Origin of the sequence: Streptomyces sp. NPDC057010 (genome assembly GCF_042673805.1) — a bacterium.
Classification (GTDB): domain Bacteria; phylum Actinomycetota; class Actinomycetes; order Streptomycetales; family Streptomycetaceae; genus Streptomyces.
In genome coordinates this window covers 76,869-100,004 of record NZ_JBHUSC010000004.1, presented here as the reverse complement: position 1 = coordinate 100,004, position 23,136 = coordinate 76,869, and the positions used below count along the sequence as shown (strand labels likewise).

Below are 23,136 nucleotides of genomic sequence, written 5' to 3'. Positions count from 1 at the left end.
GCAAGGTGGCATAAGCACTCCGGTACCCCCCGAACTCAGGGAGTGGGAAGCGGCAGTCATTCGCTTCGCGGAACTGAAGGAGGATTTCCCGGAGGGATCCGGCGGCTCCTGCGCCTTCTCCGTGTGCGGAACCCCTTCTGAACCCGATGACTCCAAAGTGGACTACACCCTCATGTAGGCAGGCCCTTGAGTCGGGTGGGCGGAGCCGGCCGGCCCCGGAGGTGCACGGTGAAGAACGGCCACCTGGCGATACTCACGGACTCTGCAGACCTCCATGCGCTGCTCATCCAGCGAGCGCTCAACTCCCGCGGAAGGGTCGCCTGCGACGTCATCGAAACCGACAGCCTCTGCGGAGACGGCGGATTGAGCTGGTCGGACACCGCGAGCCGGCTGGCCGTCAAGGGCGGCGGATCCATCGATGTCGGGGACCTCGATGTCATCTGGTGGCGGCGCGGCAGCAACCTTCAGAAGATCCCGCCGGACATCACGGACCGCGCCGACGTGGAAGTCATCAACAACGACTGCCGCACCGCGTTGGCCGGTGCGCTCTGGAACGATTTTCACGGCACATGGGTGAGCGATCCCCACGCCACCGCCATGGCCGAGAACAAGCTCGTTCAACTACGGGCGGCCCAGGCGGCCGGACTGCCCGTGCCGCGCACCCTCGTCAGCCAGGACCCGGACGACATCAGACGGTTCTGCCGGTCGGTCGGGGGCGACGTGATCGTGAAGAGCGTGCGGGGTTGTTCTTCCGCGCCGGTGTTCACGAGCAAGGTGACGGCCGCACACCTCCGGGAAGAGGCGTCGATGCGCCTGTCCCCGGCCATCTACCAGGAATGCATCCCGGGTCAGGAGCATCTGCGCGCACTGGTCCTGGGGGACGAGATCCACGCGGTCTCCATCCACAGCGAGGACCTGGACTGGCGGGGAAGGCTCCCCGGAAACTTCCGGGTAGCGCGCGTCGATGACACCACCCGCGCCGGCCTGCTGGACGTCCTCAGGCGCCTTCGGCTGAGGATGGGCGTGATCGACATGAAGCCGGACGGCAGCGGGGTTCCCGTCTGGCTCGAGATCAACCCTCAAGGGCAGTTCCTCTTCATGCAGGCGCTGAGCGGCCTGGATCTGGTCACACCCTGCGTGACCTACTTCGAGCGGGAAACCCTCTCGGCCGCGCACCGGGTTGCGCCGTCTGCACCGTACGTGGGCAGGCCCTCGTAGGCCGAGTACGGCCACGGCTACGCCTGGTTGCCCAACCATCAGCGGTTGATCGTCATCTCCGCGCACCGGGTGACGACCGACGCGAGAGCCCGCCCGTCGGCGTGCAGGCGGCGCTGCGTGCGGGCGCCGTTCCCCCTTTCCTGCAGGTGCGCCGGGGCTTCGCGGACGCGCTCGTCGTCGTCGTGATCCTTCAGCGCCTCACGCACGTGCTCGTACAGGGCCTCGACGGCGTGCTCGGCGCACGTCTCCCGCATGGTTTCGGGGTGCAGCAGGGGCCGTCCAGGCCTGAGCGGCCTGCCTGCCAGGAGGCCAGGCGCAGCAGACTCGTACCGACCCTCGCCGGCGGGTGCCCGTCCCGCCAGGCGCGGGACGCCGTCTCGACCAGGCCGCGGACGAGGGCGGCGAGCAGGACGGGCGTGGAGGCGTCCAGGCAGACGTCCGCGACCCGGACCTCGACGGTGGGATAGGTGGCCGACACGCGGGCGTCGAAGTAGATCATGCCTTCGTCGCGCAGCACCCCGGTGCCGATCATCGTCCTGACCTGCTCGTGGTAGCGGTCGGCGGAGCCGAAGATCTCCACCGGGCCGGATGCGGTCCAGGACGGCGACGCCCTCCTCGTCCGAGGCGACCGATACGTGGACGTGGCAACCGCAGGTCAGCTGTTCCTGCGCCGTCAGTCCGAACCGCTCGCCGAGCCACCGGTATCGCAAGCCGGCACTGAGCGACGGCTGCACGGGGAGCGGACGATCTCCTCCTGGAGCTCGGCCATGTCCGTGACCGGTTTGGTCGCGAATTCCAGCTGCTCCTTCAGCAGTTCCTTCTCGAATTCGTGCTTCCCCCGGCCGCCGGTGCCGGGGCGCTGCCAGGCCTGGCGGTCGGCGGCGGCGAGAACCGCCCCAGATGCCCGGCGCCTTCCCTGTCCGCCCTCGGCCATGCCGGTGCGCGAGTGCTACCTGCCTGCGGGCCCCTCGGATCCGTGGTCCTGGGGCCGGATCCCGGTGAAGGCGGAGGCGTCCTTGCCGCCGCTGGGGCGCTGTGACTTGCCTTTCCGGCCTCTGTCGTGCCTGCCGTCCTCACCCTTCGCGGCCAGTTCCTCGCCACTGCGGCTGTCGCTCTTGACGGGCCGGCCGTGGGGGTTTCCCGATTCCTGCGACGACACCGTCCTGCCGGGGCCCGCGGCAGGGGCGGCGTACCGGTCGGGGTGGAAGGAGCGGTGAGCACTGGGGTTGTCCTGCTGGCGCGTCTCATCGACGTCCGGTGACCAGCCGTGTTCGGCTCCCCCGTGGCGGCTCGCCTTGTGCTGCGACTTGTCCTGGTCCGACTTTCGACTCATGATCCTTCTCCTGTTCCTCCAGGTTCGAAGGTGCCGCAGGGCGCCTACCCGGAGCCCCGCCCGGCACTCCTTCGCGCCCTCGGACCAGCGGTCTCCCGGCAGGCCCGCCCCGAAGAAGAGCACGGGCGCGTCGCAAGCCCGGGCGAGCTGCGCGGCGGGGGCGGCCCCGCCCTTGCCGAGTGCCGCGAGGGCAGGGCGCACGTCCAGGTCGTAGGTGTAGCCAGGCCGACGCCGCTCCTCCGGCCAGGCGCGCAGCTGGCCGGCGACCCGCCTGGTCCACAGGCGCTCCGGTACCGAGAACCCCGGTCAGCCTCGTCGCTCAGCAGGTTCAGCACCCTGCGCACCTCTACGGCGGCATTCGGCGCGGCGCCGGACCGGCACCGCGGACGGTGAGGAAGGCGGTGACCGATCCGCCGACCACGCCGCAGACCACCGGTTCGTCCAGGGACCACGGCATGGAGTCGGAGACCATGACCACGTCCGCGTGCGGGTCCTGCGCATGAGGCCGTCCGTGTCCCGGATTTCCGTACGCGGGAAGCCGGTGCGGCGCAGTGCGTCCACCAGCCACCGGGCGGACCTCCGGACGTCACCGGCCCGGTCCTCGTCAGAGGAGACGGACGCGATGCCCACCCGCTCCGCCCGGTCTGCCATCGTCACCGTCGCCGCGTCTTCACTGCGTGCCGCGCCCCTGGGTCCGGGTCTCCGTCGTGCTGTTGGACGTCGTCCAGCAGGCCGAACATCCGGTCGAGGACTCGGCGCCGGAGGTTCATGCGGGCGGGAGCCTGTCCCAGGCTCTGTGCCCGGCCAAGGCGGCAGCGATGCCCTCGGCGACCGCTGCGCCGCCCTCGCCCAGGGTGATTCCCGGGCCGTCCGTGTCGATGCCCACGCTCTCGAGGAGCCGTTCCGCGCCGTTCCAGCCGCCGATGGCCTTCCCGTGGCGGTAGGCCTCGGTGAGCAGGAGCACCACGCGCGGATCGGCTCCTCGCAGCGCGGGTGAGCCCGGCTCGGGTGTGCCCGCGAACAGGAGGGCGTCGAATTCGACCGATCGGGCGGTGGCGAACGTGCGCTGGACGGCGATGGGGTCACCGTCGGGGTCGAGGTGCCCGCCCGTCGGGGCGATGACGAGTGGCACCATGCCCGCGTCCAGGACGGCCTGCCGGGCGTTCCGTACGCCTTCGAGGTCGCCCGCGCCGTCGGCGACGATGCCGACCGTGCGACCGTCGACCGGCCAGGTGCCGCCGAGCTGCGAAAGGGCGGGGCTGGGGTCGATCCCGACGAGGGGCACGGTGGCGGCCGGGGCGGGCAGGCCGAGGCCTTCCGCAACCTTCGCGCACAGCTCGGGGTCGATGTTCGCCAGGACCTTCAGGGTGCGTTCCTTGACCGCCTGCTCGTAGCACTTGTTCAGTTCGAAGGTGTAGGCGGCGATGATGTGTTCGCGCTCCGGCGGTGCCATGCTGAGCCAGAACAGCCGGGGTTGGGTGAAGTGGTCCGAGAACGAGGCCGGTGCCTCACGGACCTTGCTCGCTTCGGGGATCTTGACAGGTGCCTCGATGAAAGCGGCGGTGTCGGCTCCGGCCAGGAAGGGGCAGCCGCCGTCGAGGCTGTTGGGCCGGTAGGGGGCCACGCCCGTGTGAACGGCGGTCTGGTGCATGTCGTCGCGGAGCATGTCGTTGACGGGGGCGTGCGGCCGGTTGATCGGGATCTGGCCGAAGTTCGGGCCGCCGAGACGACTGATCTGGGTGTCGAGGTAGGAGAAGAGCCGGCCGGCGAGCAGCGGATCGTCGGTCACGTCGATGCCGGGGACGAGGTGGCCGGGGTGGAAGGCGACCTGCTCGGTCTCGGCGAAGAAGTTCTTGGTGTTGGCGTTCAGGGTCATCAGCCCGATGGGCTGCACGGGTGAGAGCTCCTCGGGCACGATCTTGGTGGGGTCGAGGAGGTCGATCCCCTCGAAGGTCTGGTCGGGGGTGTCGGGGAAGACCTGGATGCCGAGCTCCCACTGCGGGAAGGCCCCGGACTCGATGGCGTCGAAGAGGTCGCGGCGGTGGAAGTCGGGGTCCATCCCGTTGATCAGTTGGGCCTCTTCCCAGACCAGGGAGTGCACGCCGAGCTTCGGCTTCCAGTGGAACTTCACCAACGCGGTGTCACCGGCCGTGTTGACGAGGCGGAAGGTGTGGACCCCGAAGCCCTCCATCATGCGGAAGGACCGCGGGATGCCGCGGTCGGACATGTTCCAGAGGGTGTGGTGGGTGGCTTCGGTGTGCAGGGACACGAAGTCCCAGAACGTGTCGTGCGCGCTCTGCGCCTGCGGGATCTCCCTGTCCGGATGCGGCTTGCCGGCGTGGATGATGTCGGGAAACTTGACCGCGTCCTGGATGAAGAACACCGGGATGTTGTTCCCGACCAGGTCGAACGTGCCCTCGTCCGTGTAGAACTTCGTCGCGAAGCCCCGGGTGTCCCGCACCGTGTCGGCCGAACCCCGCGAGCCGAGCACGGTGGAGAACCGTACGAACACCGGGGTCTGCACGTCCTTCGCCAGGAAGGCGGCCCGGGTCACTTCACCGGCCGTGCCGTAGCCCTGGAAGACGCCGTGCGCCGCGGCTCCGCGCGCGTGCACCACGCGCTCCGGGATCCGCTCGTGGTCGAAGTGGGTGATCTTCTCGCGCAGGTGGTGGTCCTGGAGCAGCACCGGCCCCCGCGCTCCGGCCTTCAGGGAGTGGTCGGTGTCGTACAGCCTCGCCCCTTGGGCGGTGGTGAGGTAGGCACCGCTCTGCGCCCTGCGCGCCTGCTCCGCTCCGGTGGCCTGGCCGGTGGGGCCCACCGTCTCGGGTCCTTCCTGGTCCGGCTTCGGCGGAAGCGGCTCCGCGGGCCGCGTCGGCTCCGCCACGGGTGGGGAGACCGGTCCCGGCTTGCCCGGCAGACCGCCCTCGTCCGGCTGCGGTGCCGCGGGGGTGTGCTTCGTGGTCATCATTTCTCCCAAAATCAACGGTGTACCGGACCCTTCAGCCATGACCGGAAGGCATCCGTTCTCAAACGGAGTCCGGGTGACCCTCACCCGCCTCCCCATGGCGTGTGCCCGCCGCCGGCCCGCCCACCCGCACGGAGATCTACACCCGATTCCGGAGCATTCGGAGAGGCGCGGCCACCGGGCGCGGGATGCGGCGTACAACAGGAGGGCCTCGATCGGGGCCGGTGCGGCCGACGGCGGGCGTGCTGCCGCGAGCGGGAGATGAGGGCGTGTGTCCGTCAGCGTGGTGATTGCGGATGACCAGCAGCTGGTGCGCACCGGCTTCAGGATGATCCTCGACAACTCCCCCGGGATCGAGGTTCTCGGCGAGGCCGCCGACGGGAACGAGGCTCTGGAGGTGGTGCGGCGGCTGCGTCCGGATGTGCTGCTGGCCGACATCCAGATGCCCGGTATCGACGGCCTGGAGGTGACCCGTCTCCTGAGGGAGGAGGCAGGGGCGGGCGAGGATGGGGACCGGGCGCCCCAGGTCGTCATCATCACCACCTTCGACGACGACGCGTACGTGAGGACCGCCCTGCGCAACGGTGCGAGCGGTTTCCTCCTCAAGGACGCCAGCCCTGCCCTCCTCGTCGAGGCCGTGCGCGCGGCCGCGGCCGGCGACTCGCTCATCTCGCCCGGCGTCACCGTTCGTCTGCTGGCCGACATGGCCGCCGGCAGGGGTCCCGTCTCCGGCGCGCGTCCGCCCCGCGAGGAGCTCACCGAGCGGGAGAAGGAGGTCGTGATCCTGACGGCCCGGGGGCGCACCAATGCGGAGATCGCGCAGGAGCTGCACCTGTCGGTGTCCTCGATCAAGGCCCATCTGGCGCGGGTACAGGGCAAGCTGGAGGCCCGCAACCGGGTCGAGGTCGCCCTGTGGGCCTGGGAAAGCGGCCTGTCCCGCGACTAGGACGCGCTCACCCCGGTGTTCGCCGGGGCGAGGGGCAGACGGGCCCGGACCTGCCAGCCGCCTTCGGGCAGCGGGCCGGCGTCGAGTCGGCCTCCCATCGCGGCCGCGCGCTCACGCATGCCCTCGATGCCGAAGCCTCCGCCGCGGGCGGGCTCGGGAAGCGGTGCACCGTGGCGTCCGTCGTCGGTCACCTTCAGCTCCAGGCCTCCCGGGAGGGTGGTGAGCGCGATGCACACCCCGGTGGCATCGGCGGCATGCTTGCGGATGTTGGTCAGGGCCTCGCGGGTCAGACGGTGGATCCCGGCGGCCACGTCCGCCGGGAGGCGGTCTTCCAGTCCGGGCTCGATGGAGATCTCGACGGCCGGTCCGGTCGCGGCGAACTCGGCGGCCATGTCCCGTACTTCCCGGATTCCGGCCGCCGGCGCCCGTGAGGCGCCCCGTGCGGGCTCCGCGCGCCGCATGACCGCCACCAGGCGGCGCATGGCGCTCAGCGCCTCCTCGGCCTCCTTCCCGATGGAGGCCAGGACCGCGTCGGCGGCCTGACCGTCCAGATGGGCGAACCGGGCGCCTTTGGTCTGCACGACGATGCCGGTGACGTGATGGGCCACCACATCGTGCAATTCCCGGGCCAGGGCCCGCCGTTCGGCCGCGCGCAGGGCGTCGAGGTCGCGGTTGCGCTGCTCGGACTGCGCGCGCAGGAGCAGCGAGAACGCCGCGACCACCATCGTGAGGAGGGTGATGGCGAGCGTCCACTCGTGCGGGTTCACGTCCCGTGCGGGCACCGCGGCGCACGCCACGGCCAGGGCCGGTCCCAGGATGAGCGCGGCCTTCGCCGGGCCGCGCCACAGCACCCCGGCCAGCAGCAGGAGCAGGCCGATGATCTCACCGATACCGACCACGGGAACCGGGTGGTCAGCGGTCACCAGGAGCAGCGTGACCGCCCACGACACGGCGGCCGCGACGGCGGCCCGTACGGTCAGGGAGATGCGCTCCACCGGTACGGCGCACAGGCAGACGACGACCGCGCACGCCACGACGAGCGCGGCCTGCGCCGACGGCAGGTGCTCCAGAACGAGGGCGTCCAGCGCCGTCACGCCCAGCAGGACCCCGGCCACGGTGAGCTTGAGGCGAGTGGAGTACGGGTGGTGGTCCCGAACCCAGCGGGGCAGCACCCTCACCGGCCCGCCCTCGCGGTACGGCGGCGCCCGGGGTCATCGCGGTGCGCGCGCCCGGGGCCCCGGCCGCTGCTCGTCGTTGCGTCCATGACGACGCAATATCCCAGCAACGGAGCCCGCTGCGTACGACCGCGCGCGCGGACGCGGCGCGGCGACCTGATCGGCTCAGCCGACCGCCCGCCCTCGCCCCCGCCGCGCAGCAATGGGTGCGGGACCGCACACTTACGGTGATGAAACTTTCGGGTACATGCCTTTCCGTCCCTTAGGTCGATCCGGACGCCACCTTTGAATTCGTAGCGTTGTGGGTGTCGCAGGGAAGGAAAACAAGTTCCTTTCCGCTCTTGATGGGAATGTCGAAATGCGATTTGCATGTACCGCCCGCCGGTCGCTTCGCAGCGCCGTCGTCGCCCTCGGGGCGCTGGCGGTCGTCGGAGGCGCCGGCACGGCCGCGTCCGCCCACACGTCCATACCGGAGGGCGCCGCCCTCGGCCCGGCCGCGACCGTTTCGGCGCAGCAGCGTCAGCTGGTGAAGACCCAGCGGCTGGCCGACGGCTCGATCGCCAGGATCTACAAGGTGGGTGACCGCTACGAGGCCGCCATCTTCTTCCACGGCAAGAAGATCGCCACCCTGGGGTCCAAGACGACCGTGTTCCGGCACCACGGCGTGAATTACAGCTTCCACCCGTACAAGGGCAGCGTCTGGGCCGAGAAGGGCAAGGGCGGCAAGCTCCGCCCGGGCGAGCCGATCAAGCCGATCCCCAACCCCACGCCGGACGACGACGTGACCCCGCCGGGCCCCGTCCCGGCCCCGGACGACAACGTGGCCCCGCCGGTACCCGCACCGAACCCGACGCCCGATGACGTCGTGTCCCCGGCCCCCGCACCCAACCCGGCCTCGGACGACGTGGTCTCCCCCGCGGAGGCCCCCGGCGCCGCCGCACCCCAGCCCTCCGACAGCTGACCGGTCACGGTCCCGAACCGGACCACGCACGTACGAAGGAGGCCGCAATGGGCTTCACGAAGAGATCCCTCGCCGTCATGGCGGCCGGCGCCGCGCTCACGGCGGCCCTCACCACCCCCGCCGGGGCGGCCGGTCAGGGCCCGGCGCCCGCCGGCCCGACCACGACCGGGCCGAACGCGTACTGCGGCACCGGATCGGAGGGCGGACTGGCCGTCCACACGAAGGACAAGGGCCTCTGCTCCACCGCCCTGAAGGTCGCCAAGGCCTTCGATACGGCATCACGCAAGAACCCGGGCAGTGAAAAGCCCGTGATCGTCCGGGTCAATGGCGACCCGTGGAAATGCGAGAGCCGCGAAGGCCACCCCAACCCGTACATCGAGTGCATCAACCAGAACGACCCCGGCTCGAAGTTCGAGCTGAATTCCTGACCAGGTCGACGACCACCGCGGGCCGGTGCGAGAAAACAGCGGACATCCGCATCCCGCACCGGCCCGCGTCCACCCCGACACGAGGAGTTGCCTGCTATGCGTACGACCCCCGTTCGTCTGGCCACCGCGACCCTGCTCACCACCGTCCTGGCCGCTGCCGGGGCGGTCACCGCGGCCGCATCCCCCGCCCCGACGCCGACCGCGCCCAAGTACACGGTCGGAACAGTCCTGGACCGGAACATCTCCGGCATGCCGTACTGTCCGGTCGGATACGGCTTCGTCGTCATCGACCACGACCAGGCCGTCCTCGCCGAGGGCAGCGGACACTTCATCAGCCACGTCCTTCAGCGCGGACAGAAGGCCGACGACGCCCAAGGCGGCACGCTCACCTTCAACAAGGACGGCAAGAGCATCACCTACAACGACTACGAGCACCACGACGGCCGTCTCGTGACCGAGGTCTGCAAGCCCCACGCGTAGCCGGCCGTCCCGCTCAGTTCTCGTCGAGGTACACCTTCGTCGCCCGACGCTCGCAGAGCACGATGAGGGTCACGGCGAGGAGGAGCGTGATGGCGAAGCCGGTCAGCTGGATGTGGGAGGCGCTGTCCTCCCAGTCGGCTCCCGCGGCCATGCCGCCGATCCCCAGCCCGGACAGGGTCGCGGGAACCAAGGCCAGTTGACCCAGCCGGGCACCCGAGTGGGGCACCCCGGCGAGCACCCTGACGCCGTTGCGCAGGAGGCCCCCGCCGAGGGCGAGGACGGGCAGTCCGAACAGCCCGAAGCCGTTGCCGTCCGTGAGGAGCAGCAGCGTGTACACCGCGCCGCACACGACCACGACACCGAATGCGATGCCCATGACGCCGGCGCCGGTGGCCGACCCCGGCCGTGGACGCGACCGCCCCGGTCGTGGCTGCCTCGGCTCCGTGGAGAAACCGCTCATTGATCGAACTCCTTCTGTGTCGTCGAGCCTCAATGGCGCCACGCGGCCACGATGCCGAGCAGGACGAGCGCTGCGGTCGTCAGCAGGAGACATCCGCGACCCGCGACCGGGCGGCGCCTTCGGGTCTCGACCTGGCCGCCCGGGGAAGAGCCGGGGTGCTTGCGGGCGTAGTGCTCGATCTGTCTGCTGAGCCCCTCGGACTCCTCGAGCCAGGGGGTCTTGAAGCCGCACTCTCCGCACCAGTAGCGGTTGGCCACGTCGCTCCCTGCCTTCCTCGGTGTGGGGCGCTGACGACGATGCTGACCCCGGTGACCCCGGCTGCACAGGTCAGACACCCGGCCATTGGTGACCGGCGGCCACAGGTAGGCTCACGGCCGTTCGAACTGATCACTCAGGGGAGATGCTGGATGACGGAGGACCTCGGAACCCTGCTCCGTGAGCTGCGCGACGGAGCGAACCTGACGCAGGAGCAGGTGGCCGAACGCTCCGGGGTCAGCGTGCGCACCATCCGCCGGCTGGAGAGCGGCAGATCCGCCAACCACCGGACCGGAACGGTGAATCTATTGGCGGACGCGCTCGGCCTGGACGAAGAGCACCGTCTGCGTCTGGCGGCCGCGCTCACCAACGCGCCCGGCCCACTTGCCACCCGGGTCCCCGCCCCCGGCCACGGGGTGCGGGCGGCCGCCCCACCCGCCCGGTCGCCCGTGAACGACGCGCTCGCCGACGCCGCGCAGGAGCTCGCGACGGAGGTCCGGCGCCGCTGGCGCCACGAGGAGGCACAACGCCGCGTCCACGACCCGTTCCCGCTGCCCGTGCGGTGGAAGCCGGCGCCGGCCGGTCTGACCGACCGCGCGGAGAACATCCAGCGCCTCGGGCCGGGTGAGACCCCGCGTGCGGTGGATCTCGACGGCGACCTGCGGAGCATGGCCGAGGTCTACCTCAGGATCCCCTCCGGACGACTGGTGATCCTGGGCCGGGCCGGCTCGGGCAAGTCCGTCCTCACGATCAGGCTCGTCCTGGACCTCCTCGACGCCCCGGCCGCGCACCGCCGCGTGCCGGTCATCTTCAGCGTCGGCTCCTGGGACCCGTCCACCACCGCGCTGCGCGACTGGCTGATCGGGCGGCTGCTGCGCGACCACCCGCATCTGGCCCGCCGCAGTTCCGGCGGGGCCTCCCTGGCAGCCGTACTCGTCGACACCGACCTCATCCTGCCGGTCCTGGACGGGTTCGACGAGATCGCCGAAGGCCTGCGGCGGGACGCCCTGGACGCTTTGAACGCCACCTCCTTACCGCTCGTCCTCACGAGTCGGCGCGACGAGTACGCGGAGGCCGTCCGGGCCGCGCACGCGCCCCTGGTGTGGGCCGGGGGCATCGAGCTCACCGACCTCACCCTCCAGGACCTGGCCGACTACCTTCCCCGGACCACCCGTAGCCTCCCGTCCGAGGGGAGCGATGCCCTCGGCCCCGAAGCGGCCGGCTCTTCATGGGACCCGGTGCTCGCGCAGTTGCGCACGCGCCGGGGCACGGCGCACAGAAACCTCGCCACCGTGCTCACCACCCCGCTGATGGTGATCCTCGCCCGCACCCTGTACAGCGAGACGCCCGGCCGGGATCCCGCCGAGCTCCTCGACTCCGCCCGGTTCCCCTCGGTGAAGAGCCTGGACGAACACCTCCTGGCGGGGTTCGTACCCGCGGTCTACCGACGCCGGGTCCCGGAACGGGACGCGGCCGGCCGGCGGCCCGGGGCCTCGTACGCGGACCCGGGCCGGGCCGAGGGCTGGCTCGGTCACCTCGCCCACCACCTGGTTCGTCTCGACCGCGAACGTCAGGACCTCGCGTGGTGGCAGCTCGGCGATTCGATGTCACGGCCGGAGCGGACCATCGCCTTCGCCCTCGCCACCGCCGTGAGCATCGCCGTGGCCGACTGGCTCGTCGGCCTGCTCCTCACTTCGCTCTCGGTCAGCGAGATCCTGCTCCAGGGCGGACTCATGGGGCCCGCCGTCGGCCTCGGATTCGGAGCCCTCTACGCGATGACGGACAGATCCGGCGGCGGATTCGAACCCGCCCGTATCCGGCTGACCCTGCGCGCCGCCCACGATGGTCTCGGCCGACGGCCCCTGCGTACCTTCTCGTTCCGGTTCGGGCAGGGCCTGATCGGCGGGACCGTCATGGGTGTCGGATGTGCCTGCGCCCTCACCCTCGAACGCGCGCTGGTCTCGGGATCCCCGCTCACCGACCCGCACGTGGTGCAGGGCACCCTGATCAACATGGTGGTCCTCGGGCTGATCTTCGGCTCGGCCGCCGGCATCGTCTTCGGGCTCATGTCCGCGCTCGAAGCACCCGTGGACGTCACCGCGGCGGCCACGCCGGTCAGCCTGCTGTCGGCGAACCGTACGACGGCCTGCCGTCAGTTCCTGATCCTCGCTCCGGCGTCGGCCCTGGCCATCGCCCTCGGCGGGTACCTGGTCGTCGATCTGCTGCGGACCGTGATGGGGCCGCTCAACTGGGGTGTCCAGGACAGCCTGTTCATCGGCACGGTCGGCGGCCTCGGCGGCACGGCCTCCTACGTGCTCACCTTCACCGCCTGGGGGCAGTGGGTCGTCCTGGCACGTGTCTGGCTGCCGCTGGCCGGGCGGCTTCCCTGGGACCCCGCCGCGTTCCTGGACGACGCCTACCACCGGGGGGTGCTGCGTCAGACCGGGGCCGTGTACCAATTCCGCCACGTCCGGCTGCAGCACCACCTCGCGCGCCTGTTCCGGAGCCGGCACCGGGACTTCGCACCGGCCACGTTCACGACCCCGACGGACGGCGCCGCTTCGCCGGTGGAGCACGACGGCCGGTGACCCAGCAACCGGCCACGGCCGGCTGCCTGACGGGCGCCGGTCACCGATGGCCGGTCGTTTGGCCTGTCCCTGGGGCGGTACGGGGCAGCAGCATCGGGACGTCCGGCTCGCGGCGGCTCACCGCGCCGCGGGCCTCCTCGACGAAGGGTTCCCCATGACGTCCCTGCGCCTCAACGCACTCGGCGCGGCACTCGCACTCACCGCCCTGACGGGCGCCGGCGCCGGCGCCGCGCACGCCGCAGCCCCGTCGGCGGTCACCGCCTCCGCGCCCGCGGCTTCCGCCGGAGTCCCCGCGTTCAAGGACGGCTACGGTCTGACCGTGGTCCCCGAAGACACGCAGGTGCACGGCCCCACCGACTTCACCATCACCGTCACCACCCCGCAGCTGTCCGGGAAGCACAGGATCCGCATCCTCCTCCCCACCGCGTACGACACCGATCCCGGCCGCCGCTGGCCGGTCACCTACTTCCTGCACGGCGGCGGCGGCAACGTGAACGACGTCGCGGCGGCGCCGGCGCTGCATGCGGAATCGATGATCACCGTGGTTCCGGACGGCGGGCTGAAGGGCTGGTACGCCGACTGGCTGATGCAGAACACCGTCGAGGGGAAGGCGAACTGGGAGACCTTCCACCTCACCCAGGTCGTCCCGTTCATCGACTCCAACCTGCGTACCCGCAACGACCGGGCCCACCGGGCCGTCGTCGGGCTGTCCATGGGCGGCTTCGGCTCCCTGCACTACGCCCAGGCGCGCCCCGACCTGTTCGGACACGTGGCCGCCCTGTCGGGCGGCATCGACTTCGGCATGTGGCAGGTCCGCGCGGCCGTCCTGGGGACCGAACTCAACGTCACCGGCGCCTGGTGCGCGAGCAGTACGTCCGGTACACCCGGATCCGGCGAGTGCACGGGCTACGGCCCCATCGTGGACAGTGACGCGATCTTCGGCTCCCCGTACCCGTTCTTCGGCGCGGACCGCGTGTGGAAGGCGGTCGATCCGGCCGCGCCGGCCAACCTCGCCAAACTGTCCGGCACCGGCATCACGCTCTACACCGGCAACAACGACCTCATCGACGTCCACACCGAAGCGGCCTCGAACACGGTCAAGGCCCGCCTGGACCAGCAGGGCATCGCGAGCCGTCTCGTCAACTACGGCAACGGCGCGTCGCTGGCCCCGACGTGCAACGGCGGTCACAACTACGGCTGCTGGGCCCCGGCCTTCGCCGACTACGTCCCGCGCCTCGAAGCCGCTTTCGCCGCGGCGGGCTGACCGGCCGGCAGGGCGCCGGGCCGTACGGCCCTCCTCGCTCACTGAAGAGCAGTTGTTCCGACATCACGGCAATCCACAAGGTTCGGGGAAGACATGGAAGAGAAGGACACCTATGAGAAGCCGACGAGCGAGGCCGCCGCGCTGGCGGCCGAGCGAGGTCTGGCAGTGGCAGCGGACCTTCCGGATGAAGCAGAGCCGCCTGTTCGGCAAGCACAACGCGTCGCGGCTCTACATCCACGCCAACGGGGCGGTGGTGACGGGACCCGACGGGTTCCGGGCCGCGTACGACTGGGAGACGGTGCGGGTCCTGCGGTACATGAGCACGCGCAACGGCGTCCCGTGGGACGCGCGGTACACCCTGCTGGACCCGCAGGGCGCCGCGGTGAACATCGGCCCGGGCATGCGGGTGTTCCTCAAGGAGGAGAAGCAGTCGCTGGGCATCACGTCGGTGGTGCAGGGCGCCCTGTTCCTGTGGCCGAACGTCTGGGGTGAACACATCATGCAAGCCGTTACGCGGACGCAACTGCCGAAGGTCCTCGACGCCATCCAGCGCGGTGAGACGGTGAACTTCGGCGCCTACAAGGCCGACCGGCACCGCCTGTCGGGCCACAGGCACTCGGCCCCCTGGTCGGACATCACCGAGATCTCCTCCTACAGCGGCACGCTGATCTTCAACGGATCCCGGAAGCGCACGACCGTGGACAGCGCGGACATGCAGAGCATCGCCAACATGGATCTGTTCCTCCAGCTGTGCCATCGGTTCAAGGGCTGACAGGACCGTGCCGTCACTCCATGCGGCTCCTGGCCGTGCGGAGCAGGTCGGTGGCGGAGGCGACGGTGACCTGCGATCCGTCGATCCGGCTGCCGTAGCCCGCGATGCGCAGGCAGTGGCCGTGGAACGGACCCCCGACCACCACCCGACCGTTGTCGTCGATCTTGTAGGCGTCGGCGTCGATCTCCGGTGCGGGCTGCGATTTCGGCTCGGGGCAGAAGGTCCCGGCGGTGTCCGACCTGAAGGAGACCGTCCAGAAGTCCTCGGAGGACTTCGGCGGCCGGTAGAGGCACTGGAACCCGTACCGTCCTTCGGAGCCCTTCGCGACGAGCGGAATGCCGACCGACTTCTCCACCTCGGCCTTGGGCAGCATGTCGCAGGGGCGCTTCCAGGAGACGGGCGCCCCGTCGCCGCCGCCACCGCACGCGGTGAGCACCAGCAGTGCGCCGATCGCCAAAGCCCTTGCCCGGCGCCCGCTCAAGGCGTCACGCGTACCGAACGGCGGTCCCGGCGACCGGCGTTCGGGAGGTCGTCAACCACGGTCGCATCCCCCTGCTTCTCGTCCTTCTGCTCGCGCCGATTGTCAGTGGCGCCGGTTTCGCGGTCAAGATCCTGGGGTGGGTCCACCGGTGGCCTTCCTCAGCTGGTACAGCTTTCCGGAGTCCGGGTGGCCGACGTGCCGGTAGATCCGTGGCTGCCGGTCGGTGCCGCCGACGCTCCATGCCGGCCAGGAACACCCCGGGACGCGGATGCGGATCTCCTGGGTCCAGACGTCCCGCCCGGGCTCGTACGACCAGGTGCCGGAGCCCGAGCACCGCCGTGACGGGCCGCTGGGGTGGTCGTCGGGGGCGTGCTCGCCGACGCCGGAGGCCGTGACGCGGCCGTCCGAGGTGAAGACCAGCGTTCCGCTCGTGTGGTCGACCCAGGTGCCGGTCAGGGCCGCAGGCCCGATCGCCGGCGGCTCGTACGCGGGCAGCAGGCCGATGGCGAGCCCGAGTGCGCCGAGCAGGCCCGTCCCCGCCACCACTGCCGTGCCCCACAGCGCCACGCGCCGGACCAGTCCCGGGTGCCGGGCCCGGGCCACCAGGCCGCCCACCGCGAGCGCGGCCGTGGCCACCGCCCAGAAGACGAGCACGGGCCGCGCCGCCACTCTGTTGTAGGACGCGAAGGCCGCGATCGGCGGTGCCACCAGGGCCGCCGTCACCGCCGGCACCAACCACCACACCTCGCGGCCGGCGATCCGGCGGCCGAGCAGGTCGGCCAACGCCACCGCCGGCAGCACGAAGACCAGGGACAGCAGGAACGCGGCCACGCCGACGATCACGCTGAGGGAGACGAGGCCCCCCACCAGGGCGGCGTGGTCCACCGGGGTGTCCGGCGGCGGTTGCGTCCGGACGTACAGGAAGCCCACCACGATGGTGAGCGCGACCTCCAGGCAGCCGACGAGCGTCGAGACGAGCAGCATCCGGCCGTACGGCCGCTTCTGATGCACGGTCAACCCCCCTCGTGGCACGGCGAAATGAACGCGGCCGCCCCCTCGGCCGCGTGGATCCATTCTGCCAGCCGGACTGAACGCGTTCAATTCATTCTCGACGGGAGCGCACGCGTCGAGTTCCGTGCGCCCGCGACCCGGGATAACGGTTAGGTCATGTACATGAAAGCCGGGGGTACGCGCCGGATTACTTAGGTTAGCCTGCCCTTATGCATACCGTATCTCTGGCCGCCGAGGCCGGCTACACCGTGCCTCCGCTGTGGCGCGCCCTCACCAAGTCCGGCTACTTCCTTGGGCTGTCCGGAGCCATCGGCATGACCGTGACCTACGCGGCATCCGTACGTCCCGCACTGCGCGCGCCCGGGAACAACAGCGACGACGTCGATGTCATGAGGCGAAGAACCGCGGGGTGCCTCGCCTGGGCGGGTGTGGTGCTGCTGGTCGCAGGCTACTTCCAGCTCGCCGGCCGTGTGGCCCGGGCCGGCAAGGGCATGCCGTTCGGTGACGCCCTCGCACCGGACCGGATCTGGGACTTCCTGCGCGCTCCGGCAGCGAAGGGGGCCTGGATCGCGCAGGGCACGATCTACGTGGTCCAGAACGTCGTCCTGGTCCTCGCCTCCGCCGTCCTGATCTCGCTGTTCTTCGCCAAGGCGCGCCGGCACCTGAACGCGGTCGCACTGACCGCCCTGCCCCTGGCACTCGCGGTGACCCTCGTCGCCGCGGTCCCGGCCACCAAGCCGAAGGACGCGGAGAAGTGGCTGGACCTCGCCTTCAGCCAGACCCACATCGTCAGCGGCGTGGTCTGGGTCGGCGGTCTGGTCTTCCTGGCCGCCCTCGCCACTGCCCGTGGCCGCCTCAGCGAGGACGCGGGCGCGCTGTGGGCCGACGTCTGGCGCCGCTTCGCCTTCATCGCCCTGGTGTGCGTGGGCGCGGTGTTCACCTCCGGGCTGTGGATGAGCTGGAAGCACGTGGGCTCCGTCAGCCAGCTGTGGACGACGACCTACGGGCTCTTCCTGCTCGTCAAGATCCTCCTGGTCCTCGGCATGGTCACGGCCGGCGGTGTCAACCAGTTCTGGCTGATGCCCCGGATCGCCCGGGCACGCCGAGACGATGCCACGTCCTCCCTCCTTCACCTGACCCTGCGACACTTCCCGAAGGTGGTCTGGGCCGAGGTGTTTCTCGGGATCGCCGTCCTGGCCGTCGTCCCGTTCCTCAGCGGCTCCGCCCGCTCCGAGGCGGGCGACCCCCCGGCCGTATCGAGCGGCAGCGTCTTCGCCATGGGCGCCGTGCTCGTCCTCGCCCTCGCGGCATCGCTCTACGTCACGGTCAGGACCTCCGACGCGCTGGCACGGCGCACGGCTGCGGCAACATCCTGATCCGTACGGGATCGCGGCGCGGACCATCGCCGCCACCGGGCACCCGACACGGACCGCCCAGGTGAATGCCGCTGCGGACCCCCGGGCCTATCGTCGTGTTATGCCCCCTATGCACCGCAGGGCCGGGTGAGCCACCGTGCGTCACACGGACGGGACGGATCGGACGGACGGCCAGGGCCTGGAACGGCTGGACGGGCCTCTGGCCGACCTCATGGAGGAGACCGGCGCCTCCGTGGGCCTGGTGTACCTGCTGGGGTCGGGTGAGCGGGTCCTGCGGCTCGGGCTCGTGGCGGGGGTGCCCCCGCCCATCACCGCTCCGTGGGCGCGCGTCTCCCTGGACGAGGCCATCCCCGTGTCCGACGCGGTCCGTGAGCGGCGGCTGATCTGGCTGGGCGGCGGCCAGGAGGAGGTCGCCCGGAGGTACCCGCGGCTGGGGTTGGTGCTCCCGTACGAGTTCCTCCTCGCCGCGGCTCCGCTCGCCGGGGGCGAGGAGGAGGTGCCGGGCGGCATCGTCCTGCTGTGGCCGGTCTGGCACCCTCCGCAGCTCAACGAGCGGGAGCGGGAGGCGATCGACACCTTCGCCCGCCGGGCGGGGCGGCATCTGCGGCAGGCTGCGCCGGAAGGCGGCCGGGAGTGGCCGCCCGAGGGTGAGCCGCGCTTCGTCCCCGCGCCGGTACGGCTGCAGGAGGACCCCGCCCGGGCGGCGGCCGCCCTCGACTTCGCCGAACGGATGCCCCTGGGCTGCTGCGCGCTGGACCTCGACGGCCAGATCACCTTCATCAACGCGGCGGGCGCCGACCTCGTCGCCGGGGAAGCGTCCCGGCTCCTGGGCAGACGCCCCTGGGAGGTGCTCCCGTGGCTGCGCGATCCCGTCGTCGAGGACCGGTACCGGGCCGCCGTGGTGGCCCGCCGGCCGACGGCCTTCACCGCGGTGCGCCCGCCCGACGTATGCCTCTTCTTCCAGCTCTATCCCGACGAGCGCGGCATCAGCCTGCACATCTCCCCCGCCGATACGGTCGCCTCCGGCGCGCCCGCCGCCGCTTCCGCCGCCGCCCGGGCCACGGCACCGGTGGCGCAGGTGGCGCAGGAGCCGGTGGGGGCCCTGGGGCTCTACCACCTGACGCACCTGGCCGCCGCCCTCGCCGAGGCCATCGGCGTACGGGACGTCATGGAACGGCTGGCCGATCAGATCGTTCCGGCCCTCGGCCCGCAAGGCCTGGTCCTCATGGCGGTCGAGGAAGGACGGCTGCGGATCGTCGGGCACCGCGGCTACCCGCCCGAGTTCGTCGAACGCTTCGACGGCGCACCGCTGACATCGGACGTCACCAACGCGAGGGTGCTCGCCACCGGTGCCCCGGTGTTCTTCACGAGCTACGAGGAGTTCCGCCGCGCCCACCCCACCGCGCCCCGCCAAGAGGGCCGCGACGCCTGGGCGTTCCTGCCGCTGACGGCCTCCGGCCGCCCGGTGGGCTCCCTGATCCTCTCGTACGACCGGCCCCGCCCCTTCCCTCCGGCCGAAAGGGCCCTGCTGACCTCGCTGGCAGGGCTGATCGCCCAGGCACTGGACCGGGCCCGCCTCTACGACGCCAAGCACGCCCTGGCCCACACCCTGCAGACCGGCCTGCTCCCCCACACCCTGCCGCGCGTCCCGAACCTGGAGGTCAGCGCTCGCTACCGGCCGGCCGGGAACGGCATGGACATCGGCGGCGACTTCTACGACCTCATCCGGCCCACCCCTTCGACGGTCCTCGCCGCCATCGGCGACGTCCAGGGCCACAACGTCAACGCCGCCGCGCTGATGGGACAGGTCCGCACGGCAGTCCACGCCCACGGCACCGCCGGCACGCCGCCCTCGGAACTCCTCGCCCGGACCAACCGGCTGCTGACCGACCTCGACCCGGGACTGTTCACCAGCTGCCTCATCGCCCAGATCGACCTCGCGCACGGGCGGGCCCGACTCGCCAGCGCCGGCCATCCGCCGCCCCTGCTGCAGTACCCGGGCGGAGCCACCGAGCTGCTGGAGGTGCCACCCGGACTGCTGCTCGGCATCGAGCCGTCCGCGGAGTACCTCACGCACGAGGTCGCCTTCCCGCCCGGCGCGCTGCTGGTCCTCTACACCGACGGGCTGGTCGAAACACCCGGCGCCGACCTCGAAGAGGCCACCCTGAGCCTGGCCCGGCACCTCGACCGGTCCGGGAGGGAGAACCTGGACGATGTGGCCGACGCCCTGCTGGAGCACGCCCAGCGCACCGCGCCCCGCACGGACGACATCGCCCTGCTCCTGATGAGGGCGGCCCGGCGGGCCGAGGCATGAAGTCGATGGTGCGTACGAACACGGGCTCGAGGTGGTTCTCCGGGAGCGCGTCGGGGAGTTGTTCCCCGTCGAGGACGTGGGAGACGACGCGTTCGGCGAGGGCGAGCTGGTCGACGCGACCGGTTGCCTCGACTGCGAGGTCGAAGCCGTGCCGTACCGGTTCGAGGGTCTCGGCGGTGCGTGCGTCGTAGCTCCCGGCGAGGGTGCGGTGGGTGCGGTCGGGGTCGACGTAGAGGTGCGCCGTACATGGCCGTGTGCGGCACGGAGCCGCAGTGCGCGGTCGGTCCGGCGCGGCACTGGTCGCAGGTGCCGCAGTTGATCGACCAGGGGACGACGACCAGGTGGGCCGGTCGGCCGGGCGAGGTCGTGACAGTCGTCATGGACGGTGGCCACGCTAGACTATAACGATCGTTATAGCCAGAGGAGGTGGAGACGAGTGCCCAAGAGCAGCAGCACGCCGTCCCGCGAGCGGATCGTGGCCGGCGCCGCGGACATGATCAGCCGGCGCGGTCTGAGCGCCACGAGCATCCGAGAGATGGCCAAGCACGCCAAGGCGCCGCTCGGCTCCACCTATCACTACTTCCCCGAGGGCAAGCAGCAGCTGGCTTCGGAGGCCGTCCGCCACACGGGCGACTGGGTGGCTCGCAGCCTGCGCGAGGAGCTGGAGGCGGGCCCGGCGGCGGGGCTGGACGCCTTCCTCGCCCTGTGGCGCAAGATCGTCGTCGACACCGACTTCCATGCCGGCTGTCCCGTCCTGGCAGTCGCCATCGAGCAGCCCCCCGCCGACGAAGTCCCGCCCGCACTGGCGGCCGCGGCGGAGGTCTTCGAGCAGTGGGAGGGGCTGCTCGCGGACTCCCTGCGGGAGCACGGCGCCGAGGCCGACCGGGCCGCGCAGATCGCCACGCTCATCGTCGCCGCCGTCGAGGGCACCGTGGCCATGTGCCGCGCCAAACGCAGCACCGATCCCCTCGACCGCACCGCGGCCCAGCTCCAGGCGCTCATCGCGACCGCGGTCGAGCACTGAGCCGACCGCCGCGACAGGGGTGCGCTGCCCGACGCCGCCGGCGCCAGTATCAACGGACCGTGCGCCCAACCGTGTTGGTGTACTGCATTCTGAGCCTGAGCCGGATATGTCTCAGGAGGAGTCAGGTGAGTTTGAGCGGGCTGCGCGCGGGGGACCCGAAGCGCATCGGCGAGTTGACGCTTGTCGGTCGGCTGGGTGCGGGCGGCATGGGTGTCGTGTACCTGGCGCAAGGTCCCGACGGGCGACTGGTCGCCCTCAAGCGGCTACGCGAAGAACTCGCGTCGGACTCCGAGTACCGGGCACGGTTCCGGCGCGAGGCCGCAACGCTGCTGCGGGTGCAGGGCGCGTGCACGGCACGGGTGTTGGCGGTCGAGGTCGAGGCGAGCAGCCCGTTCGTCGTCATGGAGTACGTACAAGGCCCGACGCTGGCGGAGCACGTCGGCGAACACGGCCCGCTGCGTGGTGACATGGCGCACGGCTTCGCCGTCGGGCTCGCCGAAGCGCTCGTGGCGATCCACCGGGCCGGCGTTGTGCACCGCGATCTCAAGCCCGGCAACGTCCTGCTGTCGGAGCAGGGCCCGAAGGTCATCGACTTCGGCATCGCGCAGTCCGCCGACGCAACGGCGCTGACCCGCACGGGCGTCGGGATCGGAACCGTGGGCTACATGGCGCCGGAACAGGTGCGTGGGCAGGCCGGACCTGCGGCCGATGTGTTCGCGTGGGCGCTGACCGTCGCGTACGCGACCACCGGGCGGCCTCCCTTCGGCAGCGGGCCGGCCGAGGCGGTGCTCTTCCGGGTCCTGCAGGAGGAGCCGGATCTGGATGGTGTTCCCGCCCACCTCAGGCCACTCCTGACCTCGGCCCTGGCCAAATCGCCCGAGCGGCGTCCCACCCCCGGGCACCTGCTCGCCGAACTCACCGGCGGCACGGACCCTGCGACCATCCCCGACGCCGCGGCTGTCAGCACACTGCTGGCCACTGCGTGGCAGATGCCTGAAGCGGCCCCCTCGCCGGCCGGTGTGCTGAAGCGGCGCACCACGCGGGCCGCCGCTGCGGCAGCGCTGGTGCTCCTCCTGTCGACCGCCGCGATCCTGTGGACGGTACTGCCCGGTCACGGCACACCGGCGGCCTCGAACACGACTGCGCCTCCGAGCCGCCCCGCGACGACGGCCGCGTTCTCGTCTCCGACGACGTCCGCGCCACCCACCCGTACCCCTGAGACGACGGCGCCGCCCACGGCCGCGACCCAACCACCCGCACCGCCCTCACCGTCTGCGTCCACGGGCCCGATCACGAACACCCACAGCGGCCTGTGCATCGACACCAACGGCCCGCAACGACCGGGGCTCGACGTGGTGCTCCGCGCGTGCGGGAACTACAGCGGTCAGATCTGGAACCACGACCAGGCCAGCCTGCACCTCACGAACACTCCCAGCGGCCTGTGCCTCGACACGGCCGGAACGCCCGCCACCGGTGTCAGAGCAGTGCTGAACCCGTGCGGCTACTACAGCGGCCAGCAATGGCGCTACGACGCCGGCAGTGGCCAGTACGTCAACCCGACGAGCGGCCTGTGCCTCGACACGAACGGCCCCCCGGCGGTCGACCTCAACCTGATACTCAACCCCTGCGGAAACTACACCGGCCAACACTGGCGGGCATGACCGCTGTGAGCGGTGGGCCTACGCGGACGGGGCTGGACCGACCAGACAGAAGGGGTGCCCGGCCGGATCCGTGAGGACCCGCCACCTCTCCTCACCCGGCTGATGATCCGGCTTGCCCGCACCCAGCTCCAGCAGCCATGCCTCGGCCTCGTCCAGGTCTTCGACCTCGAAGTCGAGGTGGAACTGCTGCGGAACGGTTTGGTCCGGCCAGCGCGGAGCCCGGTAGTCGTGGACCCGCTGGAAGCCGAGGAAGAGCCCGTCCGCTGTGCTGAGACCCGCGAAGTCGGCGTCCGACTTCGGGTGGGGTTCGAAGCCGGTGGCTTCCTGATAGAACGCCGCCAGAGCCAGTGGATCGGGGCAGTCGAGCGTTATCGCGCTCAACTTCATCTGCAGGGGCATCGCACCTCCGGGCCGATCGGGTTTG

Annotated in this window: 23 protein-coding genes and 3 pseudogenes; 13 read left to right on the top strand and 13 right to left on the bottom strand. The window is 71.2% G+C overall.

Annotation, left to right across the window (positions count from 1 at the left end):
• Nucleotides 1-228 precede the first annotated feature (228 nt).
• Nucleotides 229-1,218, top strand: a complete 990-nt coding sequence (locus ACFTXQ_RS06410; protein WP_382636425.1) for a RimK family alpha-L-glutamate ligase — start codon at nucleotides 229-231, stop codon at nucleotides 1,216-1,218.
• 38 nt (nucleotides 1,219-1,256) lie between these two features.
• On the opposite strand, the gene ACFTXQ_RS06405 is transcribed toward ACFTXQ_RS06410, so the two are convergent.
• The 6 genes and pseudogenes from ACFTXQ_RS06405 to ACFTXQ_RS06380 form a co-directional block, all read right to left on the bottom strand.
• Nucleotides 1,257-1,472, bottom strand: a complete 216-nt coding sequence (locus tag ACFTXQ_RS06405; protein WP_382636424.1) for a hypothetical protein — start codon at nucleotides 1,470-1,472, stop codon at nucleotides 1,257-1,259.
• Nucleotides 1,409-1,952, bottom strand: a pseudogene (locus ACFTXQ_RS06400) (glutamate-cysteine ligase family protein). Before ACFTXQ_RS06400 ends, ACFTXQ_RS06405 begins: the two are co-directional and overlap by 64 nt.
• Complete coding sequence (locus tag ACFTXQ_RS06395) at nucleotides 1,892-2,152, bottom strand: hypothetical protein (protein ID WP_382636772.1); 261 nt, start codon at nucleotides 2,150-2,152, stop codon at nucleotides 1,892-1,894. The pseudogene ACFTXQ_RS06400 and the gene ACFTXQ_RS06395 overlap by 61 nt, the downstream one beginning before the upstream one ends.
• 15 nt (nucleotides 2,153-2,167) lie before the next feature.
• Nucleotides 2,168-2,551 carry a hypothetical protein gene (locus tag ACFTXQ_RS06390; RefSeq protein WP_382636422.1) on the bottom strand — a complete coding sequence of 128 codons (384 nt, stop codon included), beginning with the start codon at nucleotides 2,549-2,551 and terminating at the stop codon, nucleotides 2,168-2,170.
• A gap of 346 nt (nucleotides 2,552-2,897) precedes the next feature.
• Complete coding sequence (locus ACFTXQ_RS06385; RefSeq protein ID WP_382636421.1) at nucleotides 2,898-3,023, bottom strand: hypothetical protein; 126 nt, start codon at nucleotides 3,021-3,023, stop codon at nucleotides 2,898-2,900.
• A 294-nt stretch (nucleotides 3,024-3,317) separates the two neighbouring features.
• Nucleotides 3,318-5,519 carry a catalase gene (locus ACFTXQ_RS06380; RefSeq protein WP_382636419.1) on the bottom strand — a complete coding sequence of 734 codons (2,202 nt, stop codon included), beginning with the start codon at nucleotides 5,517-5,519 and terminating at the stop codon, nucleotides 3,318-3,320.
• 268 nt (nucleotides 5,520-5,787) lie between these two features.
• On the opposite strand from ACFTXQ_RS06380, the gene ACFTXQ_RS06375 reads away from it, so the two are divergent.
• Nucleotides 5,788-6,462: a response regulator gene (locus ACFTXQ_RS06375; RefSeq protein ID WP_382636417.1), complete on the top strand. Its 675-nt coding sequence runs from the start codon at nucleotides 5,788-5,790 to the stop codon at nucleotides 6,460-6,462.
• On the opposite strand, the gene ACFTXQ_RS06370 is transcribed toward ACFTXQ_RS06375, so the two are convergent.
• Nucleotides 6,459-7,640, bottom strand: coding sequence for a sensor histidine kinase (locus ACFTXQ_RS06370; protein WP_382636416.1), 1,182 nt, complete (start codon nucleotides 7,638-7,640; stop codon nucleotides 6,459-6,461). The two genes, ACFTXQ_RS06375 and ACFTXQ_RS06370, sit on opposite strands and share 4 nt — an antisense overlap.
• 355 nt (nucleotides 7,641-7,995) lie before the next feature.
• Between ACFTXQ_RS06370 and ACFTXQ_RS06365 the strand changes: the two genes are divergently transcribed.
• The 3 genes from ACFTXQ_RS06365 (at nucleotide 7,996) to ACFTXQ_RS06355 (ending at nucleotide 9,506) form a co-directional block, all read left to right on the top strand.
• The gene (locus tag ACFTXQ_RS06365) at nucleotides 7,996-8,598 is read left to right on the top strand and encodes a hypothetical protein (RefSeq protein WP_382636414.1); all 603 of its coding nucleotides are present in this window, start codon (nucleotides 7,996-7,998) and stop codon (nucleotides 8,596-8,598) included.
• Between the two features lie 47 nt (nucleotides 8,599-8,645).
• A complete protein-coding gene (locus ACFTXQ_RS06360) occupies nucleotides 8,646-9,026 on the top strand; it encodes a hypothetical protein (RefSeq protein ID WP_382636413.1) in 381 nt (126 codons plus the stop codon).
• Between the two features lie 96 nt (nucleotides 9,027-9,122).
• Nucleotides 9,123-9,506 (top strand): hypothetical protein, encoded by a 384-nt coding sequence (locus ACFTXQ_RS06355; protein ID WP_382636411.1) that lies wholly within the window; start codon nucleotides 9,123-9,125, stop codon nucleotides 9,504-9,506.
• A 13-nt stretch (nucleotides 9,507-9,519) separates the two neighbouring features.
• On the opposite strand, the gene ACFTXQ_RS06350 is transcribed toward ACFTXQ_RS06355, so the two are convergent.
• A complete protein-coding gene (locus ACFTXQ_RS06350) occupies nucleotides 9,520-9,882 on the bottom strand; it encodes a hypothetical protein (RefSeq protein ID WP_382636410.1) in 363 nt (120 codons plus the stop codon).
• A 113-nt stretch (nucleotides 9,883-9,995) separates the two neighbouring features.
• The gene (locus ACFTXQ_RS06345; RefSeq protein WP_382636408.1) at nucleotides 9,996-10,223 is read right to left on the bottom strand and encodes a hypothetical protein; all 228 of its coding nucleotides are present in this window, start codon (nucleotides 10,221-10,223) and stop codon (nucleotides 9,996-9,998) included.
• Between the two features lie 150 nt (nucleotides 10,224-10,373).
• Between ACFTXQ_RS06345 and ACFTXQ_RS06340 the strand changes: the two genes are divergently transcribed.
• The 3 genes from ACFTXQ_RS06340 to ACFTXQ_RS06330 all read left to right on the top strand — a co-directional run bounded on the left by ACFTXQ_RS06340 (nucleotide 10,374) and on the right by ACFTXQ_RS06330 (nucleotide 14,845).
• Nucleotides 10,374-12,809 carry a helix-turn-helix domain-containing protein gene (locus ACFTXQ_RS06340; protein ID WP_382636407.1) on the top strand — a complete coding sequence of 812 codons (2,436 nt, stop codon included), beginning with the start codon at nucleotides 10,374-10,376 and terminating at the stop codon, nucleotides 12,807-12,809.
• Between the two features lie 154 nt (nucleotides 12,810-12,963).
• On the top strand, nucleotides 12,964-14,073 hold the full coding sequence (locus ACFTXQ_RS06335) for an alpha/beta hydrolase (RefSeq protein ID WP_382636406.1): 1,110 nt from the start codon (nucleotides 12,964-12,966) through the stop codon (nucleotides 14,071-14,073).
• Nucleotides 14,074-14,185: 112 nt separating this feature from the next.
• A complete protein-coding gene (locus tag ACFTXQ_RS06330) occupies nucleotides 14,186-14,845 on the top strand; it encodes a DUF6585 family protein (RefSeq protein WP_382636404.1) in 660 nt (219 codons plus the stop codon).
• Between the two features lie 13 nt (nucleotides 14,846-14,858).
• Here ACFTXQ_RS06330 and ACFTXQ_RS06325 read toward each other — a convergent pair whose 3' ends face one another.
• Nucleotides 14,859-15,302 (bottom strand): hypothetical protein, encoded by a 444-nt coding sequence (locus ACFTXQ_RS06325; protein ID WP_382636402.1) that lies wholly within the window; start codon nucleotides 15,300-15,302, stop codon nucleotides 14,859-14,861.
• Between the two features lie 89 nt (nucleotides 15,303-15,391).
• Here ACFTXQ_RS06325 and ACFTXQ_RS06320 point away from each other — a divergent pair.
• Nucleotides 15,392-15,469 (top strand): annotated as a pseudogene (locus tag ACFTXQ_RS06320) (hydrophobic protein); the annotation flags it as partial.
• On the opposite strand, the gene ACFTXQ_RS06315 reads toward ACFTXQ_RS06320, so the two are convergent.
• Nucleotides 15,450-16,337, bottom strand: coding sequence for a hypothetical protein (locus ACFTXQ_RS06315; protein ID WP_382636400.1), 888 nt, complete (start codon nucleotides 16,335-16,337; stop codon nucleotides 15,450-15,452). The pseudogene ACFTXQ_RS06320 and the gene ACFTXQ_RS06315 sit on opposite strands and share 20 nt — an antisense overlap.
• Before the next feature lie 209 nt (nucleotides 16,338-16,546).
• Here ACFTXQ_RS06315 and ACFTXQ_RS06310 point away from each other — a divergent pair, with 209 nt between their 5' ends.
• Together ACFTXQ_RS06310 and ACFTXQ_RS06305 are read left to right on the top strand one after the other, a co-directional pair.
• Nucleotides 16,547-17,713 (top strand): copper resistance D family protein, encoded by a 1,167-nt coding sequence (locus ACFTXQ_RS06310; RefSeq protein WP_382636398.1) that lies wholly within the window; start codon nucleotides 16,547-16,549, stop codon nucleotides 17,711-17,713.
• Between the two features lie 211 nt (nucleotides 17,714-17,924).
• A complete protein-coding gene (locus ACFTXQ_RS06305; protein ID WP_382636750.1) occupies nucleotides 17,925-20,027 on the top strand; it encodes a SpoIIE family protein phosphatase in 2,103 nt (700 codons plus the stop codon).
• Between the two features lie 7 nt (nucleotides 20,028-20,034).
• Here ACFTXQ_RS06305 and ACFTXQ_RS06300 read toward each other — a convergent pair.
• Nucleotides 20,035-20,377, bottom strand: a pseudogene (locus tag ACFTXQ_RS06300) (hypothetical protein); the annotation flags it as partial.
• Nucleotides 20,378-20,463: 86 nt separating this feature from the next.
• On the opposite strand from ACFTXQ_RS06300, the gene ACFTXQ_RS06295 reads away from it, so the two are divergent.
• On the top strand, nucleotides 20,464-21,051 hold the full coding sequence (locus tag ACFTXQ_RS06295) for a TetR/AcrR family transcriptional regulator (RefSeq protein WP_382636397.1): 588 nt from the start codon (nucleotides 20,464-20,466) through the stop codon (nucleotides 21,049-21,051).
• Nucleotides 21,052-21,182: 131 nt separating this feature from the next.
• Nucleotides 21,183-22,712 (top strand): serine/threonine protein kinase, encoded by a 1,530-nt coding sequence (locus ACFTXQ_RS06290; protein ID WP_382636395.1) that lies wholly within the window; start codon nucleotides 21,183-21,185, stop codon nucleotides 22,710-22,712.
• Nucleotides 22,713-22,730: 18 nt separating this feature from the next.
• Here ACFTXQ_RS06290 and ACFTXQ_RS06285 read toward each other — a convergent pair whose 3' ends face one another.
• The gene (locus ACFTXQ_RS06285) at nucleotides 22,731-23,111 is read right to left on the bottom strand and encodes a VOC family protein (protein ID WP_382636393.1); all 381 of its coding nucleotides are present in this window, start codon (nucleotides 23,109-23,111) and stop codon (nucleotides 22,731-22,733) included.
• Nucleotides 23,112-23,136 lie beyond the last annotated feature (25 nt).